The organism is Nitrospira sp. Ecomares 2.1, from assembly GCF_965152585.1.
On record NZ_OZ224219.1, the window covers coordinates 3,399,924 to 3,416,706 of the forward strand.

Sequence of the window (16,783 nt, forward strand, 5' to 3'; positions counted from 1 at the left end):
TTATTTGTACATCAATTATCGTCAATCGGTAACGGGTCAGTCATCCTTCGGTACCAACTCTGAAGTAAAATCAGGAAAATTGCAAATCAAAATCAGGAAGGCTTCTTGAATCTTGTTCGGTAATTTTCTCCAATACTCGTTCTTGAGGATGATAAAAGGGATGGCCCCCCGCCGACTTATACGGATTATTTGCTTTGGTGTTATAACAACCGATTAAGGCGATTCGGGAATGGGCCGAATGGTTATCATTAGAACCATGCAGGGTATTACAATGAAACATGACCACATCTCCCCGTTTCAATTCAACAAACACTTCTGGCAAACGCGTTTCAATCACGGCGAGTCGGTCCTGACACACACCGCTGTCGGACACTCCATCATGAAACACATGGTCAATCCTACCCATCTTGTGGGACCCCTCGAGAATCTTCAAACACCCATTTTCCCTGGTCATCGGATCAACGGCAATGAGTACCGTAGCCATATCCGGATATAAATTCCCCATTCCATACCAATACGCATAATCCTGATGATAGCGAAATCCAACCATACCAGGATATTTTAAGGCAATTTTATTATGATACACATAGATAGAATCGTTGAAGAAAAATCCCAATCGATCGAAAATCGACGCACGACGAGTGGCTTTGGCAAAGACGTCATTTCCGGCTGTATCATTCCACACAAAAATTGTTTCAAATGAAGGACGCTTTCCTTGAGACATTTTTTGCACAAGACCTTCGGTCCGCTGCTTCATACCATCATGATTCACGATGATATTTTTCAGAATATGCATTTCTTCCTGATCGAACAGGTTTGGAACAATGAGGTAACCCTTTTCCCAAAACTGTTCGAACTCTTTCTCGTATCCCATCTCACTCTCCATTGTTGCGGAACCGATGCCGCTCAGTTAAACCGACTGAAGACCGCTTCTTTCTGAGCGCGTTCATAATCGCCTGGCGTGCCGATATCAATAAAGTATCCTTTGGTGAGGAATGCGCGAGGTTGCAGCTCTCGGCAATATGCTTGAAGGATATCTGTCTCAAAGGAAAAGTGCTCTCCACTTCCAAATTCATATTGGGAAAATATTTCCGGTCGAACAACATACACACCTGCGTTCACCAGCCCTGGGCCCTGTTGACCTTTTTCTTGAAATTCAACGACTCGTTCTCCCAAAAGTATGACGGAACCAAACCGGCTCACATCAGGAACTTGCCGAAGGACTATTGCAACCTGAGCTATGGTCTGTTCATACCAGACCATCAGTGCGGAATAATCAATGTCAACAAGCGTATCCCCATTGAAGACCAATGCCGGAGAAGAATCTTCCCCTTTTAGAGCTAAGGCCATCGCTCCTCCGGTTCCTAAAGGATAGCTTTCCCTTGAATATCTGATTTGAAGTGAGCGGTAAGCGCGACCAAAATGCTCTTGAATGACCTCGGCCTTGTATCCAACCGATATAATGACATCGGTCACACCAGCATCGACAATTTTATCGAGAATATATTCCAAAAATGGCCGACCTCCAACAGGTGCCATGGGTTTAGGCAGATCCGGAACGACAGACTGAAGTCTTTCACCACGTCCCCCAGCCAGAACAATGGCTTTTCTGATTCCTATTTGAACCAAATGAAACGCTCCTGTCTACACACGTGAAACCAAACACCAGCCAATGACGACACAAGGGGATTTTTTACGAACAATTCAGCTGATGACGCATAAGGCAACAACACCCAAAAATTAACATCTCTGCCTGTAGAAAATTGACCTAATATGATCAACCATTTACCCCCAATAGCAGATGAAGGGACACCTATCCACTTCAGCAATTGGCACCCAACCTCAGCGCACAAAGCTGAATAGTACTATTGCCTAGTCCGTGCTGTCCGTAGCCAGTACTCGTTGGGGCTTGCAGAACAGCAGAAGGGCAAGTTTGTCGGCACGGAATGCCCCATGGCGATCGACGATGTCCGACTGCTCAAAGCCGACCCGGCCAAGCAACCACCCCGGCCGCGACTCCAGTAAATTGAGTGTCGGGTCGCTGGTGAAGACCAGCTCATACCCGGCCTCGCATGCACACTGCACAATGGCCGGATCGTAGCTTCCATGCGGAAATGACATCGTCACGGGTGGCTTGGTTGACTCAAGATGTTCAGCAACAATCCCACGGGCCCCGCCAAGCTCCGCGTCGAGATCACTGGCGCGGGTCATTGGCGTATGGGTCTTGCCGTGCAGACCAATTGCTATTCCACCCAACTCGAGTGTCCTGAGGTCTTCGCTAGCCACCATGTGGCTCAGGCCGTCATCAGTTTCATCTGCAAATGCTGAGAGGACCCGTTCGCGTGCGTTATCATCCAGTTTTTCGAGGACCGCAATGGCAAGGCGTAAGTCCACGAGGGTATTCCCACGCAACAGTTGTGCGCTGCCTGTCGCAGCCAGCAATTTTCCCGCAATGATTCTGCCAAGGCGCCAGCCACCCACAAGGCGTTCCTGGTAAAAGGGCAGCCGACGACCTATCACATCGGCAACCACGAACAGCAGGCCAGGCATAGATGCAGCACGTAAGCGGGGCAAGGCGAAATCGACGTTATCCGACCAGCCATCGTCAAAGGTAATTAGCAAGGCGCGTGGCGGCAATGCTCTAGCACCCCTGCGAGCCGCGATGACGTCATCGACCGATACAATGTTATAATGCCGCCTGAAGAAAGCAAGACAACATTCGAATAAACCCACTTCAAGCGTATATTCCGGATCGCAGGAATGCCATCGCGGATCGGAAATCTCTAGCACACGATGGAACATAACCACGGTCAGCGTGCGTTGATTTCGAAGGCGATGATAGAGGCCGAGCAGGCCGGAGCCATAAGCCAGTTTCCGCATACGATCAGAGAACATGCAAGGGACCTCTTTCAAGACAACGGTTCAGAAGAAATCAAACACGGTCTGACTTCTTCTACACGATTCGATTTAATCTATCTTCCAACCTTGCATCCCGTATTTGGTAAAATGACAGTTACTGACCTGGCCCGAGAATTTTTTCAACGCAAAAATTACATCCATTCGTTTTTCCGGCGCGACAAAAAACATCATAAACCCTCCCCCGCCAGCCCCGGACACCTTGCCGGCCAAGGCTCCTGCTTTGATAGCCGCTTCATAGATTTCATCGAGATGTGCGTTGGACACACTCTTGGCTGATCGCTTCTTGCTGTCCCATCCCTCACGCATGGACTCAACCAATCCAGTGAAATCGCCTTTCAACAGACATTCCTTCATCGCACAGGCTTCACGCTTCATAGCATGCATGGCAGAAAGTGCCAAGACCGTGCCAGCCTCGACATTTGTACGTTGATCGGCAATGATCTTTTCGGAAGATCGTGACACACCAGTAAAAAAAAGCACTAATGAGGCCTCCAACTCACAGATGATCCAGTTTTTGATGCGCAACGGATTGACGATTACCCGATCGTCCGCATAAAACTCAATAAAGTTAACCCCCCCAAATGTCGCGGCGTATTGATCCTGCCTCCCACCTTGCAACCCACAATCTACTCGCTCAACTTTAAATGCCAGATGAGCCAATGCGTAGTCGTCAATCGGTACATTCAGCAATTCCACAAAGGCCTTGAGCATCGCCACGACCAGCGTCGAAGAGGATCCAAGCCCAGACCCCACAGGGGCATCACAGTACGTGGTAACTTTCACAGGCAACGGGCGTCCTTCATTAAACTGCTCAACCATGCACAGATAGACGGCTCGATGTAAATCGACGCATCCATTGTATGGAATGGTTTCTCCCAACTGATATTCACTAAAATGCTGGCGATCAGCAGAACAAAACTGCACCTTATTGCCCGTCAACACCTCCAAGACAGCATAGGCATATCGATCAATCGTGGCATTGAGCACACATCCGCCATACAAATCACAATAGGGCGATACATCTGTCCCTCCCCCTGCCAGACCTAGCCGAAGAGGCGCACGCGCGCGAATGATCATCGATCCCTCCAGATATCAGAGCGGCTGGTCATTGTGAAACGGTGGTTTTTCCCGATTGACATGTTTAAGCGTTTGAAGATCGTCACGGTACTGATTCCAATGAATCCGGACTTCTTCTCGAGGTTGGTCTGTGGGCCGCCCCCAACGCCCACCGGCATTCACTTCCGCAACGGGACGCTTACGAATGACAATTTCGATCCCGCATTCCCCGACCGAGCTCAACGTCTGATCGTATCTGGGAAGATTAAACCGATAGGTCGACACAAGCTGTTCAATTTTGACCGGCTCGGCAGCAGAACCAAGACCACGCACCAAATCCAGGACATTCAGAGACTGTTCACTCCATGACTGCATCTTGAAAATGGTAAATGTCCATTTATGATCCGCATTAAATGTGCTCGGAAACTGACCCTGTTCATATAAATCTTCATCCGGGACGGTAATCACGAGATGGCCACCTGGTCGCAACACCCTAAACCAATTTCTAAGTCCTACTATCGGATCCTGCAGATGTTCCAGGCAATGACTGCTATGGACAAAGTCGAATGTCTCATCCGACACCCCCTCCAGAAACTGCGCGTTTCCATCAACCAGGTCCCACGTCTTCACATTTTCCATCCGACAGAACAATTCCTGATATAACCCCAACGGATCAGGGTGCCCACCAATATCCAGGCCCTTACCAACGAAAAATCGGTTTATGAAGTTTGGCTCGGATAAGCGCCGGGCAATCGACTTACTACATTCCTTCATAATCTGGGTGACTCATAATGTGAAAAATGGTTATCAAACTCCAGGGAACCGAAAGACAAACTGCGGGAAAATTTGCTCACTATGCAGACCGTCGCGACGAATCACCAATTCTTCCACTACTTCGGTTGCACCTAAACAACTGGAGGTGGTCGCATCATCAAACACCACATATCCACCTTGAACCATGTAGCTCTTTACAAGATCATACGAAAAGGCCACCGCCGAATAAATATCGCAATCGATATGCGCCAAGACAATGCTTCCAACCCTGTCAACAACAGAGGGACCGGTTTCCTGAAATAACCCTTTGATAAACTCCACATTTCTCACACCCTCTCGCTCGGCAAATTCTCGCAACTCATCCAAATCGACGTCTTGAAAATCTCCCGCTCCATGGGCATCGATAGCCGGTTCGGTGGCCGGCATCCCTGCAAAGGTATCCAAAGCGTAAACTTTTCTGCCAGGATACAGTTGATCGACGACATAAGCCATAAACAGCGCGTTCCCCCCCTTATACGATCCGAATTCGACAATGTGCCCAAAAGGGATATAGGGAAGGAAATACTTCAGAATCAAAAAAAGATTCATCCGGTTATCTTCAGAGACCACCGTGCGACCAGCAGCCAGCCTGCAGGCTTCTTGATATAACGCATCCTTCCGCACTAACTCGCGCAACTGGCCGCATTGCAATCCCCATCCTCTGGCATAGCCATCGCGAACATTCCGGGACTTCCGGATGGGGTAGTCTCCTCCGAAAGGGGGAACTAATAAACTAAAGACCATTTCCACTTCACTCAGGTCAGGCTTCATTTCACTGGCATCCCTGTGTTACACACAATCAAAGTCCTTATACAGCACCGCTTGAGAACCGGGCCTATCAAGATCCATTTATCCAAAAAGGGGATCGTATTTCACTTCACAACTCTTAAATTAAGTTTAAAGCCGCAAGCCTTCCTCGATACTTTGCACCCACCGCCCGTAAGCTATGGTTGGTTTTAATGAAATCTGCCGCATGCATGCCAATTGTATTGGCATAATGCGTATCCTTGACGATTCGCTTCATAAACCACACAGCATGCTCAATGTCAGGATCAGCCCATTTCTGACCCTCTGCAAAAGGATATTCATGTTCCCTGACCGGAATAAGCCGATAATCGACGAGACACGAATTGGACGCGTTCGTAAAATCAAGATTCCCCGAATATCCGGTCGCAATTACCGGTTTTCCCAGATACATGGCTTCCGCCAACCCCCGCCCAAAACCTTCTGACCGATGCAGTGACAAAAAACAATCGCACAGGTTTACCAGAGACTTCGTTTCCCGGTCAGTCAACACCCTATCCATCAAAATAATTCGAGGATCCTCACAATCAATTGATTGAATAAATGCCTGGTATTCCTGAGGACGTAAGTCCATGCCATTCATTTTTATCACAATACCCACCCGTTCATCATCCACATCCGGAAATGCCTGCAAAAATGCCCGAATGGCTCCCTCTGGATTTTTACGTTGGACATACGAGGTAAAATCGAAAAAGAATAAAAACAAAAACCGATCATCGGGCAATCCGAAAGATTCCCTGGTCATCCCGTTTGGCGCCGGAAACTCAACGGCCAGTGGCATTCTGATGACGGGTGAAGAGGTCGCATCGGCAATCGCCTGTTCAATGAACCGTGACGGAGCCCACACCTCATCGACAAGCTGAAGAGCCGAACACCACGCATGAGGGAACCGGCTCAACTCCCATGCCCAATATCCAATATTGTATCGATCCGCAAAAATATCCTTGCCTAGGTGTATTTTCGCATTCACCATTTCGTCTGCATTTATGTGAAAGACATTGGCTCTGTAGGAACCATTTTGGGCAATTTTGTCTCGAAACGGGAAATCCTGATGGATCTCGGCAAGATGCAATCCATATTCTCCATAAATATTACGAATACTGAATGGGACCTCTGCAGCCGAAAACGCTGAAGCCGACAATCGAACATGCTCACCCATCCCAAGCACCCCAAAAGGATGTCCAAGTAATAGGGCTCCAGAAGTAAGGACAGCCCTCCTGGAGCTAAAGATTTCTTCAGAATTGATGGCTGCGTCTATTCGCACCGTTCCATCTGATTCGTGACTGGACGAGAACGCTTTTCGATTAGCCAGCAACTGCCTAATTTTTTTGGGGAGCCCAGAGAAACCCTCAAAGGCGATGACCTGCCACAGACGCCGAAACACCATGGAAACCCCTCCATGATGACGGATAGCTTGTTTTGCCACATCCACTAAATCAATAAAAGTTCCCATTGATTATGCCAGCCAAATTTCAATTGATAATAACTCTTTGTTGTTTGTCCAAAACAGAATATGAAGAGGGGCTCCCCCAATATCCATAGGCTCACACACTTTCTTTTAGACAGCAAAGGGGTCCAACTTTGAAAAAGCAGGAATCCTCCGGCCAGACCTTACCAAAATATCGCCCTAGTTGTGCTAGTTTTGGCTGTCTTGATCCACAGTTATTTGAGTCCAATAATAAATAATATATGACTGGCAGAGGGAGTCATGATGAATGAGCGAGTTTTACCTAGTGACGTAGAGACTTTTTCACTTGCTTGGGAGAACCATCGTGAAACCACCATTTACCTTCTTTTCAGAACAGGACTCTTGTGTGAGAATACCTTTGAATTGAGGCAAATGACGTTTTACCGAATTCCCAAAGTTCTTGATAGAATGTTGGGAGGGGGTGTCCACAAAGAGTCAGCGGTGGTTCATTCGAGAATGCTTCAACTCGGATTTATCTAATGCCTTGTTGGATCAATAAGGGGCATTATAGGCAATTCTAAGCGCAACCTCTCCCGGATGATGGACAAATGATTCTGAGAGTGTGGCAGCAAAAATGACATTGGGTGACACCTTACCTCCCCGTTGTAAAATACCAAAAGCGGGCACCCTGCCTGCGGTTCCCTTCGCGTCTACCACCAATAGGATTCATCCAGCTCAATGGCTCCTACAACCGTCCAAACCCTTTCGATCTGCCAAGCCATGATTATTCGTCAACGATGGTAACAGTAAATACCTATTTAACGATGAATGCCCACCAAATCTTCGGCCGTCCGGGAAGTCACTCCCCCTAAACAAGGGTTTCAGCAGCCGATTCGACTGCTAATGGCCGAGTTGAGAACTGAAATCGCACAAACCCAGCATAGAAAATTCAAATTTCCTACGCCAGCCCAAAAATTATTTCCTGCAAGCATTTGAGACAAGGATTTACATTTAACCAAGTGGTCCACATCAGTTTTATTATATGCCTTGACCAACGTGCCCCCTTCCAACGCCCTGAAAATTTAAAAAAATCATATCTTAAACTGATTCACCCATGCTAACCTCTCAGTTGCATCGCCTTCCACAAATCCAAATATGAGGTGCACCATGTTGCTTTATGTTGACACTATAGATGCATGTAATTTGAAGTGTCCCACATGCGTTAGAGGTTCAAGAGCACTCCCAAACACAGGCGAGAAAATGTCCTTAGCAATGTTCCGACAAATCGTTGAAAAGGCCAAGGATGATGGGGACGTTCATCAGGTGGATTTATTCAATTGGATAGAGCCATTTCTCAACAAAAATCTACATGAATACACCAATGTCGTCAAGGACGCTGGACTGCCTTGTGGGATCTCTAGCGCACTGTCCCTCCCAAGGATTCATAATTTAGAAGAAACCCTCGTCAACACCAATAGCCTAACCGTCTCAGTCTCAGGCATTGATCAGGAGGTTTACGAGGTTAATCACGTCGGGGGGAACATCGACTATGTCAAACACCATCTTGAAACTATCTCCCGTTTGCTCAGGACTGGAGCAATCAGGACTTTGGTAAGCCTAAGGTTTCTTAAATTCGATTACAACGCTGACCAGGAAACGAAACTTTCAGATTACGCATCCAATCTCGGCCTAAACTTCGAAGTACTTCCCGCATCAGGCCATCCAATCAAGTGGGCATTAGATGATCAAGCGGGTGAGGCAGTCCGTGACCGCCTGGCACATTTCTCAGCTGAACGTCCCCATGAAAGCCATGGACACGTCTGCCCCCTGATTTTCGAGCATATCGCGATTAATCACGCCGGTGACGTCTATCTGTGTTGTGCCTATGGAAATTTCGATTTTCTCAGGATCGGCCCTTACCTAGAATTGTCGAAGGAGGAGATCCTTCTGAGGCGTTATACCCATCCAATGTGCAATTCATGCGCCTGGGAACGAAGACCAGCAACTTTCAAAGAACAGGAGACATTGAAAAAGTCTTTTGCGAATAGATTTAAGGAAACTCCAGATCTGGCAAGGAAATCCGTTCTAGATAAATTAATACAAATCATTCCTGCCCCAACCAAGGGAATTCTTCAAGAACGAATAAAGCAATCATAAGCTCCTTTGTTCGCATATCCGAGGGAAAGAACAAGGCCTATAACGCCTTGTTCATGACGATAAGGTCTTAAAAAAAATACTCACAAACAAAGCCTTCCTAAAAACAAAGATGGTCAGTCAAACATTCTGCATAACTTTCTTCGAAGGCTTTTAGCCATAAAGCTTCCACGCATCTCAGATTGAGAAAGCAACCCACTCAACCTCGAGTTGATATGGCTATATCTGTTCCATGTAATGGGGATTTTGCGTTTTCCATGAAACCAATTAAACATGTACAGTTTTTCGGATAAAAAATGTGAATAGTAGTTTATCCGAGAGCATTTTTGGTGGCCACCAGATATTGATGACCAAATTCCCGATCAGGCTCTAAGTGATTACCTTCGGCCCATTCGTTCCACGCATTAATAAAGACTATCCGTTCATCTCCAAAGTGAAGCCGACGTGTTTGTTCAACGACCCGTCGCAACCAGTATTCATATCGTTCAGGAGTTGCACCCACAAAGACATGAGAGACATCCTGCCGACGCGCGGTATTGTCCCACGAAGGCATCACGCCCTTAAAGAGTTTGTAGGATGGCCAAGTTCTTCGTATAAAGTTTTCGGATGTCTGACCATAGTCAAACAATACACCCTGATAATCTTGATTAATTAGGGGTTGTGGAAACTCAGCTTGCACCGGATACCGATGAGGGGGAAATTCAATAGCCGCATCAAACCCATAGAGACTTGGATCGTCTCCCATCGTCATACGTTCAAAGCTCTGTACATAGGCTAAGTAAATTTCCCCAATCCCCGCATTCACACAGAATTCCCGCCACAGATCTGCCGTACGTCTGGGATCTGGGAGCTGGCCGAGCCGATACACGATCAAGAGGGGTTTTCCATGAATCCTGACATATCGTGGATCCAGCAATGCAGGGGCAATCTCTGCAATAAAGCCCGCATGATCCGCCTCGGTATGACTCTGTGCGATGAGAATATCCTCTTCACACCCATCCCATCGCCTCGTCCAGTTCTCATTGGCCCAACAGAGGCAGAACGGAAAGTCCGGAGCACCGGATTGCAACACTTCGTCGAGGGGGCGATTCAGGAGCTTCTTTCCGGCAAACCAATAGTAGTAATAGCAGAAGGCTGAAATGCCATACTGACGAGCCAAACGCGCCTGCTCTTCGCGTACCTCAGGCATACGTAAATCATAAAATCCCAAGTCCGCTGGCAGATGGGGTTGATAATGACCTTTGAAATTCGGTCGCGCTTTCGTCACATTCGTCCATTCCGTAAAACCTTTTCCCCACCACAGATCATTTTCAGGAATGGGATGATATTGTGGGAGAAAAAAAGCGATCGCACGAACCTCATTTAACTTCTTCAGCTCATCGCTCCACCGTTGAACAAAGGTATTGACATTGCGAGCCACCAGAGGCGTTTTTTCGTGTCTGGAATCATTGGTACTGACACTGAGATGGTGAATGACTACGGAACGCGGTTGATAGAAGACCCGCTTCCCCTCCTTTCTAACCCTAAAGGCTAAATCGGAATCTTCACAATAACAGGGCGCATAAATATCATCGAATCCACCCAAGGCCTTAAACACCTCGGCCTCTATGAGCACACTAGCCCCGGAGCAATAATCGACCTCCCGCACCACATTATATTCAGGCCTGTCCGGGTCACCATTCAACCCCACAAGTTCTGCTGAACCATCTGGCTTAATAATGGCCCCGGCCTCCTGAAGCACACCATTTGGATACAGCAATTTTGAACCCACAAGGCCAACATCCGATTGTTCTTGAAACGTGTTTACTAATTCATCCAACCATCCCTCAAGCACCTGTGTATCATTATTCAGAAACAGCAGATATTGGCCTCTGGCCAATGACGCGCCTGTATTGCACGAACGCAGAAACCCAACGTTGTCCTCATTCCGACAATAACGGATATTATCTATGGTTGAGAGAATATTTGAAGTCTCATCCTGAGATCCATCGTCAACGACGATCACCTCAAAACTACACTGAGGCACATGTTTCAAAATAGAAGCCAAACAACAGACGGTGTATTCCAAGTGGTTATAGACAGGGATCACAATGGACACCAAAGGCTGATTCACATCAGTGAAATTGAATGACTGGACGAGCGCTGTCACCCCACCCGGCCCAAGCTGAATGAGAGAAGGCATCTTGCGAGGAGGGCCCTGAGTAAGGCAATCCAGATTTCCAGACTCCTTAAGCGCAGGCAATTGCGTGTCCTTCCACCGCCGATAACTCGCCGTCTGTTGGAAAAAGGAGCCAAACCGTGAAAAGACAAACGCCACCAATTGGTGTTTTCGGTGAGAAGAAACGGGCACCATCGATTTTGCAACCACGAGTATTCGATCAAGTGACCCACCGTTTGATTTCACATTAGAATTGCCAGAACCACCTGACCCCTTTAACCAATGCACAAAACTGGCACAGGCCCGGCCACGGCGTGAGCCCTCAGGACAAAGCCGTTCTCTCAAAATCCTTACTTTGCTGATGTTTCGCCATAGCAAGGAGGAATGTATGCAACGTAATTCTTCCTCTTTCGTCAGCAGTCGGGCATACAGGTTGTTAAGGCGCTGATCCCGTTCCTCAAGGACACGTGCATGTTCAGCCGTGGCACTCAACAACTGACTTTGAAGATGGCTAAGCTGTTGATCGCGTTCTTCAATGCCAGCCTGCAACGCCAGGTGTTGATGCCAATACTCTGGAACTTCCGGAACAAATATCCCAGAAGGAAGGACGGGTAACTCTCCGTTCCCGACGATGGCCACGAAATAGACAGGCTCAGGAATACTCAAAAACTTATGGGCTCGCCCTTGGGATAATCGAAAGTTTGCCGGCGGCGTTGAAGCGTTATGAAGCGGACCAATACATGACCCATATCGCACTCGCTGGCCATAAAACTGCGCATGCCCGAAATAATTCAACAACAGTTCTTGGAACTCTTCGAAATAGAGTTCCTTCACATGAAAGGAATTGACGAACTGTGGCTTATCGGAATATTCAGCCTTATCCGGGCTGGAAATGAGAACCAGCCCGTCCGGGCGTAGAACTCGAACAAACTCTCGCATCATTTCATGATGCACATCATGATGTTCAAGCGTTTCAAAACTCACAATAAGGTCCATGCTGGCATCAGGGAGGGGAATGTGATCACATGCACCATGTTTAAACTGGACATTCGAACGCTGATAGCGTTCAGCTGCATACCGTATGACCTCCTCCGAAACATCAACGCCCACGACATTCCGGGCAACCTCAGCTAATACCGCTGAACCATACCCCTCCCCACATGCGATATCGAGCACATCCTTTCCCACCGCCAATTCACGGGCAAGGTAATAGCGATGCAAATGCTCTAGCTCAATATCTCCAATGACTCCCGGAACATAGCGTTCGCCTGTCCACGGAAGATTTGGTGGTTCTGTCACATCGGCCATAATGTCCTGCTTTGTTTCAGTGGAGGAGAGAGAGATTGAATCGGATTCAATGACCTCCCTTTCCTGATCTGCGTCGGGTAACGATGGCATCCTCCCGGAGGAGACTTGTTCCTCAATCTTTTTCATGATTTGGCTCTATCTATCATTGATCACCACCAAGCCAGGGTTAAATTAGCACCTTCACCCCCATCCCCCCAAAGCCTCATTCCGGCCGGACAGGAACAACATAGAACACTTAGAGCCTGACCGTGTATCCCTGAGTTCTCAGGACGGGGCCAAGGGCATCACCGAAGATTCAAATTCAATCGCCAACATCGGAATGCCAATAAGCCCTCGTAGGACGTGGCTTGAATGAACTCGAAAAAACAGGGCATCATCGATCCAATGATGAAGAGCGTGATTCTCTGGTGTCCCCTCAGCTATCGCCGCAATCACCGAATAATCACCGGTTGGGAGATATGGAAGCTGGAAACGAAACATCGCGTGAAATCGTTGCCCCTTCTCAATGGAGCGGTCAACTTCACGATACATCAGAAACGTATTGTCGCCAAACAAATACTGGCCTAGTCGATCTTTCACGTAAAACCCAAGGATGGGTCGCGCTAAAGGTCGTTCCGACACACACCGGATGGTCAACGTGACTTCCTCTCCGCCATCTAGCGTTGTCAGGAGAGAGCCATGTTGATCGGAAAGCGCCACTTCGCAAATACTGGCTCCGCGTTCACCAAACCATGGAGCATTTGGATCGAAATCGAAAATCTCCAACTCATTTCGATGTGAAGAGTTCTTTAACATTTCACTCCGTGGATCTTTTACCGGCATGGCTAAATCCGTTGGAGCTTTGCGGCTTCCACCAATACGAAAGGTATTGGCATTTTCCTGCTCGTGATACAGGGCAGCAAGGAAATTATGACAGACCTCTTTTGCGGGACCAATTTCCCTGACGGCCCCATTATCAAGCCAAACAACCCGGTTGCAAAGATTGGTCACCGAAGCCGTATCATGGGAGACAAACAGGAGCGTGCCTTTTTCCCGAAATTGATGAAGGAAACGCATACATTTTTGAGTAAAGGCGGCATCACCCACGGCAAGGATTTCATCGATAATCAGAATATCGGCATCCACATGAGCGACAAGGGAAAAGGCCAACCGCGCATACATTCCACTCGAAAAAATTTTAACCGGATGATTAATGAAATCTCCAATGGCGGCAAATTCCGTTATGGATTCATACCGGGAATCGATCTGCTCACTGGTTAGGCCAAGAATGGAGGCAGCCAAATACACATTTTCTTTCCCGGTAAATTCAGGATTAAAACTCGATCCCAATTCCAGCAGCGCCGCGACTCGGCCCTTCACAGTCAAATCGCCACAGGTCGGCGAGAGTGTGCCGCACACCATTTGTAAAAACGTCGACTTCCCGGATCCATTTCGACCAATAATCCCGACCGTTTCTCCTCGATACACGCTCAGATCCACACCCTGGAGACCCCAAAACTCTTCATAGAACTGTCGGTGCCCTCTCCATAACATCTGCTTCAACCGATCTTCAGGCTTTCGAAAGATCTGATAGGCCTTTCCAAGTCCTTGAACGCGTATAGCCAGTTCAGACGACATCAGCAAATCCTTTTCGCGTTTTTTGGAACCATGCATAACCCAACCAACCCACCATCCAAAACACAACCATATACAGGAACCAGTCTAACCATTCCGGCATTTGTCCCCAAAATATGACTGATTTCGACGCATTCAGAACAGGTGTCAATGGATTGAGCTGAATCAACCCTCGATAGGCTTCAGGAATAGCAGACAGCGGATAAAAAATAGGACTGAGAAACATCATCATCGTCACCATCACCCCGACCAAAGGTTGGACATCACGAAGAAAAACCCCCACTGAGGCCAGAAACCAGCCCAACCCTACAATCAACAACACAAACGGAAAGAGTACGACCGGCAACAGTAATACCGTTACTGGTGGAAGGCCATGGACTACGAGGTAAAAAAACAACAAAATCAAAAGACTCACGGCGGCGTTAAACAGTGCCACCTGCATTGACACCCAAGGCATTATTTCCAGAGGAAACACTACCTTTTTAATATATGATACATTTTCGAGCATAAGACCCGGAGCACGGGTGACGCATTCGGAAAATAAATTAAAAATAATCAACCCAGAAAATAATAACAGAGCAAAGGCGCCATTTTCCTCCATGGGCACCTCCCATCGAATTCGAAACACCACAGAAAAAACAAACGTATACACCCCCAGCATCAAAATCGGGACAACAAAGGCCCAGATGACCCCAAGCATCGACCCTCGATAACGCGCATCGATCTCTCGCTTGGCAAGACGAGCAATCAAAGTTCTGTGCTCCCAGGCACAGATCAATGGCGAAAAGGGATTATACGCATTATTCATCGGTTAATTATCACTCTCATCCAAAATTATCGTTGCCCTAATTTCAGTAGATGGACCGAGTGGGAAGTTAAAAAATCATTCCTCCCTCATGCAACACCCTTTATCCGCAAGGCTAAGTTAGCAAATCTCTCAGCATGAAATCCTCACACTGATAGGCCCTTGACTCGAACCTTCAACCTACATTCTCAAAACCAGCAAATAAACCGATGGAATTAAAGGGGTGGGTGACCAGGAAGTGGAAAAATCCTATCCATTTGGGGTATGCGGCAGAAAGGATTTACCCACTCAAGTTTCGGGAAGATTTCATTTTCATTACTGAAGGGGGGAAAAGGCCAAATAGAACAATTTTAACGTATATCAAATCAACACCATATCATCAAGTATACGGCCAACATGGACTGGGCCATTTACTCTGCCAAGGCTTTCTCAAGATTCCATTGCCGTATTTTTGGGAAAAATAGGAGAAATATTGAAAGCCTAGTGAGGATAAACCCATCCTAATGCGTGCTCAGTCCAACACCCTAACAGCCGTGGTAAAAAAAAACAAATGAGTACCATGCCAACAAATATTAGCCCATTCTCCATTGCCCGGTAAACCAGCAAAGCATTTGGATACAGGGAAAACGTTTCCTCCTGTACCCGATACAGCATGCACAAGTCACCAAAATAGCCGCCAACCACCGAGCCAACACAGGCCAGCAGTTAGCCCTCTCCCGGCCAGTAGCTGAAAGCCTTAGATTAGGCCACTCCTCACCCAGAGTCCAAAGCATTAATCACAAAAGATTCTCAAAACACAGGGGATCGGCTAGATGGCATTTCAGTGTACCGGGGAGGGAAACCCGTAAGACCTTTGCGCACTTCCGCGATCAACACTTCAGTAGGAACCTCAAGGTATCTGATAGGACAGCATCTCAATCCCCCAGACAAACCCCATATACTGGATATGGACAAGTGAGGCCAATTCAAGTCATTGATCGCATTTTATTTGTTTCTAGCTGACAAAAGGTCGTTACTGGACAAAAGCACATGCCAAAACATGCTACTGTGCGGCAAAAAACGATTGTTGTCCCCAGCATTCTCGGCCACAAGAGGATTGGCGTCTGCATATTGCGCTACTAAGATTCAGAGTTCATACCCTTTATTTAAAATTTCGAAAACAATACTTTATCAGATCCTGAGCGGGCTCTCCTTCTGGCAATCACGGGACACACAAGCATTTCGCATGAATGCCGGCTTTTGGGGAATCTAGGGTTCCATCTGTGCGTCATCACGGATTCGAGGACCTAGTTGACTATACTGGAGATTTTGCAGGCTCAGCGACAATCGTATCTTCCACAGCAGACTTGGGAACCAACTGAAGTTAATCGCCACGCTCAATTACAACCTCCCCTCTAATCACTTCCAATAAACTTTCGTCACAAACCCGTAAATATGTATCCCTTTGCAGCCTACACTAAATCCGACAGAATCAGGGACACCAAAAACGGTGCCCATTTCTTCCCCTAACCAGTTGCAGAAAAATCCTAGCAAACATTTTAAGCGCTGTTGAGGGCATTGACGGCATTCATGTCAATTGGAGAAAATTTTTTGAGAGAGTAAAAAGATAGGGACTCACAACTGAAGACAGCTCTTCCATAAACCAACAAGCCCTCAGGGAGGGTGGAGGCAGATATCTTCACAATAAACCCCGCGTGGAAAGACTCAACCCTTCGACGCGCGTTTCGGGGGTTTTCTCGTCTAT

11 protein-coding genes are annotated in these 16,783 nt (G+C 47.4%); 1 reads left to right on the forward strand and 10 read right to left on the reverse strand.

From position 1 onward, the window contains the following. Positions 1-70: 70 nt before the first annotated feature. The 7 genes from ACWHYD_RS15030 to ACWHYD_RS15060 all read right to left on the reverse strand — a co-directional run bounded on the left by ACWHYD_RS15030 (position 71) and on the right by ACWHYD_RS15060 (position 7,045). Positions 71-874: a phytanoyl-CoA dioxygenase family protein gene (locus tag ACWHYD_RS15030; protein WP_447962840.1), complete on the reverse strand. Its 804-nt coding sequence runs from the start codon at positions 872-874 to the stop codon at positions 71-73. A gap of 32 nt (positions 875-906) precedes the next feature. Then, the gene (locus tag ACWHYD_RS15035) at positions 907-1,629 is read right to left on the reverse strand and encodes a nucleotidyltransferase family protein (RefSeq protein WP_447962841.1); all 723 of its coding nucleotides are present in this window, start codon (positions 1,627-1,629) and stop codon (positions 907-909) included. 243 nt (positions 1,630-1,872) lie between these two features. After that, the gene (locus ACWHYD_RS15040) at positions 1,873-2,895 is read right to left on the reverse strand and encodes a hypothetical protein (RefSeq protein ID WP_447962842.1); all 1,023 of its coding nucleotides are present in this window, start codon (positions 2,893-2,895) and stop codon (positions 1,873-1,875) included. A gap of 72 nt (positions 2,896-2,967) precedes the next feature. Then, on the reverse strand, positions 2,968-3,996 hold the full coding sequence (locus ACWHYD_RS15045; RefSeq protein WP_447962843.1) for a GHMP family kinase ATP-binding protein: 1,029 nt from the start codon (positions 3,994-3,996) through the stop codon (positions 2,968-2,970). A gap of 15 nt (positions 3,997-4,011) precedes the next feature. Continuing rightward, on the reverse strand, positions 4,012-4,749 hold the full coding sequence (locus tag ACWHYD_RS15050) for a methyltransferase domain-containing protein (protein WP_447962844.1): 738 nt from the start codon (positions 4,747-4,749) through the stop codon (positions 4,012-4,014). 33 nt (positions 4,750-4,782) lie between these two features. Beyond that, a complete protein-coding gene (locus tag ACWHYD_RS15055; protein ID WP_447962845.1) occupies positions 4,783-5,559 on the reverse strand; it encodes a TylF/MycF/NovP-related O-methyltransferase in 777 nt (258 codons plus the stop codon). Between the two features lie 115 nt (positions 5,560-5,674). Beyond that, positions 5,675-7,045, reverse strand: a complete 1,371-nt coding sequence (locus ACWHYD_RS15060; RefSeq protein WP_447962846.1) for a glycosyltransferase — start codon at positions 7,043-7,045, stop codon at positions 5,675-5,677. Between the two features lie 1,122 nt (positions 7,046-8,167). On the opposite strand from ACWHYD_RS15060, the gene ACWHYD_RS15065 reads away from it, so the two are divergent. Beyond that, positions 8,168-9,157, forward strand: a complete 990-nt coding sequence (locus ACWHYD_RS15065) for a radical SAM/SPASM domain-containing protein (RefSeq protein WP_447962847.1) — start codon at positions 8,168-8,170, stop codon at positions 9,155-9,157. A 307-nt stretch (positions 9,158-9,464) separates the two neighbouring features. On the opposite strand, the gene ACWHYD_RS15070 is transcribed toward ACWHYD_RS15065, so the two are convergent. The 3 genes from ACWHYD_RS15070 to ACWHYD_RS15080 form a co-directional block, all read right to left on the reverse strand. After that, a complete protein-coding gene (locus tag ACWHYD_RS15070) occupies positions 9,465-12,746 on the reverse strand; it encodes a glycoside hydrolase family 99-like domain-containing protein (protein ID WP_447962848.1) in 3,282 nt (1,093 codons plus the stop codon). A 138-nt stretch (positions 12,747-12,884) separates the two neighbouring features. Beyond that, the gene (locus ACWHYD_RS15075; RefSeq protein ID WP_447962849.1) at positions 12,885-14,237 is read right to left on the reverse strand and encodes an ABC transporter ATP-binding protein; all 1,353 of its coding nucleotides are present in this window, start codon (positions 14,235-14,237) and stop codon (positions 12,885-12,887) included. Continuing rightward, complete coding sequence (locus ACWHYD_RS15080; RefSeq protein ID WP_447962850.1) at positions 14,227-15,042, reverse strand: ABC transporter permease; 816 nt, start codon at positions 15,040-15,042, stop codon at positions 14,227-14,229. The genes ACWHYD_RS15075 and ACWHYD_RS15080 overlap by 11 nt, the downstream gene beginning before the upstream one ends. Positions 15,043-16,783 lie beyond the last annotated feature (1,741 nt).

What these genes read in the sequence shown, in the direction of transcription:
- ACWHYD_RS15030 (WP_447962840.1), bottom strand. Translation starts at nt 874, where the DNA reads ATGGGATACGAGAAAGAGTTCGAACAGTTTTGGGAAAAGGGTTACCTC.
- ACWHYD_RS15040 (WP_447962842.1), bottom strand. Translation starts at nt 2,895, where the DNA reads ATGTTCTCTGATCGTATGCGGAAACTGGCTTATGGCTCCGGCCTGCTC.
- ACWHYD_RS15045 (WP_447962843.1), bottom strand. Translation starts at nt 3,996, where the DNA reads ATGATCATTCGCGCGCGTGCGCCTCTTCGGCTAGGTCTGGCAGGGGGA.
- ACWHYD_RS15050 (WP_447962844.1), bottom strand. Translation starts at nt 4,749, where the DNA reads ATGAAGGAATGTAGTAAGTCGATTGCCCGGCGCTTATCCGAGCCAAAC.
- ACWHYD_RS15055 (WP_447962845.1), bottom strand. Translation starts at nt 5,559, where the DNA reads ATGAAGCCTGACCTGAGTGAAGTGGAAATGGTCTTTAGTTTATTAGTT.
- ACWHYD_RS15060 (WP_447962846.1), bottom strand. Translation starts at nt 7,045, where the DNA reads ATGGGAACTTTTATTGATTTAGTGGATGTGGCAAAACAAGCTATCCGT.
- ACWHYD_RS15065 (WP_447962847.1), top strand. Translation starts at nt 8,168, where the DNA reads ATGTTGCTTTATGTTGACACTATAGATGCATGTAATTTGAAGTGTCCC.
- ACWHYD_RS15070 (WP_447962848.1), bottom strand. Translation starts at nt 12,746, where the DNA reads ATGAAAAAGATTGAGGAACAAGTCTCCTCCGGGAGGATGCCATCGTTA.
- ACWHYD_RS15075 (WP_447962849.1), bottom strand. Translation starts at nt 14,237, where the DNA reads ATGTCGTCTGAACTGGCTATACGCGTTCAAGGACTTGGAAAGGCCTAT.
- ACWHYD_RS15080 (WP_447962850.1), bottom strand. Translation starts at nt 15,042, where the DNA reads ATGAATAATGCGTATAATCCCTTTTCGCCATTGATCTGTGCCTGGGAG.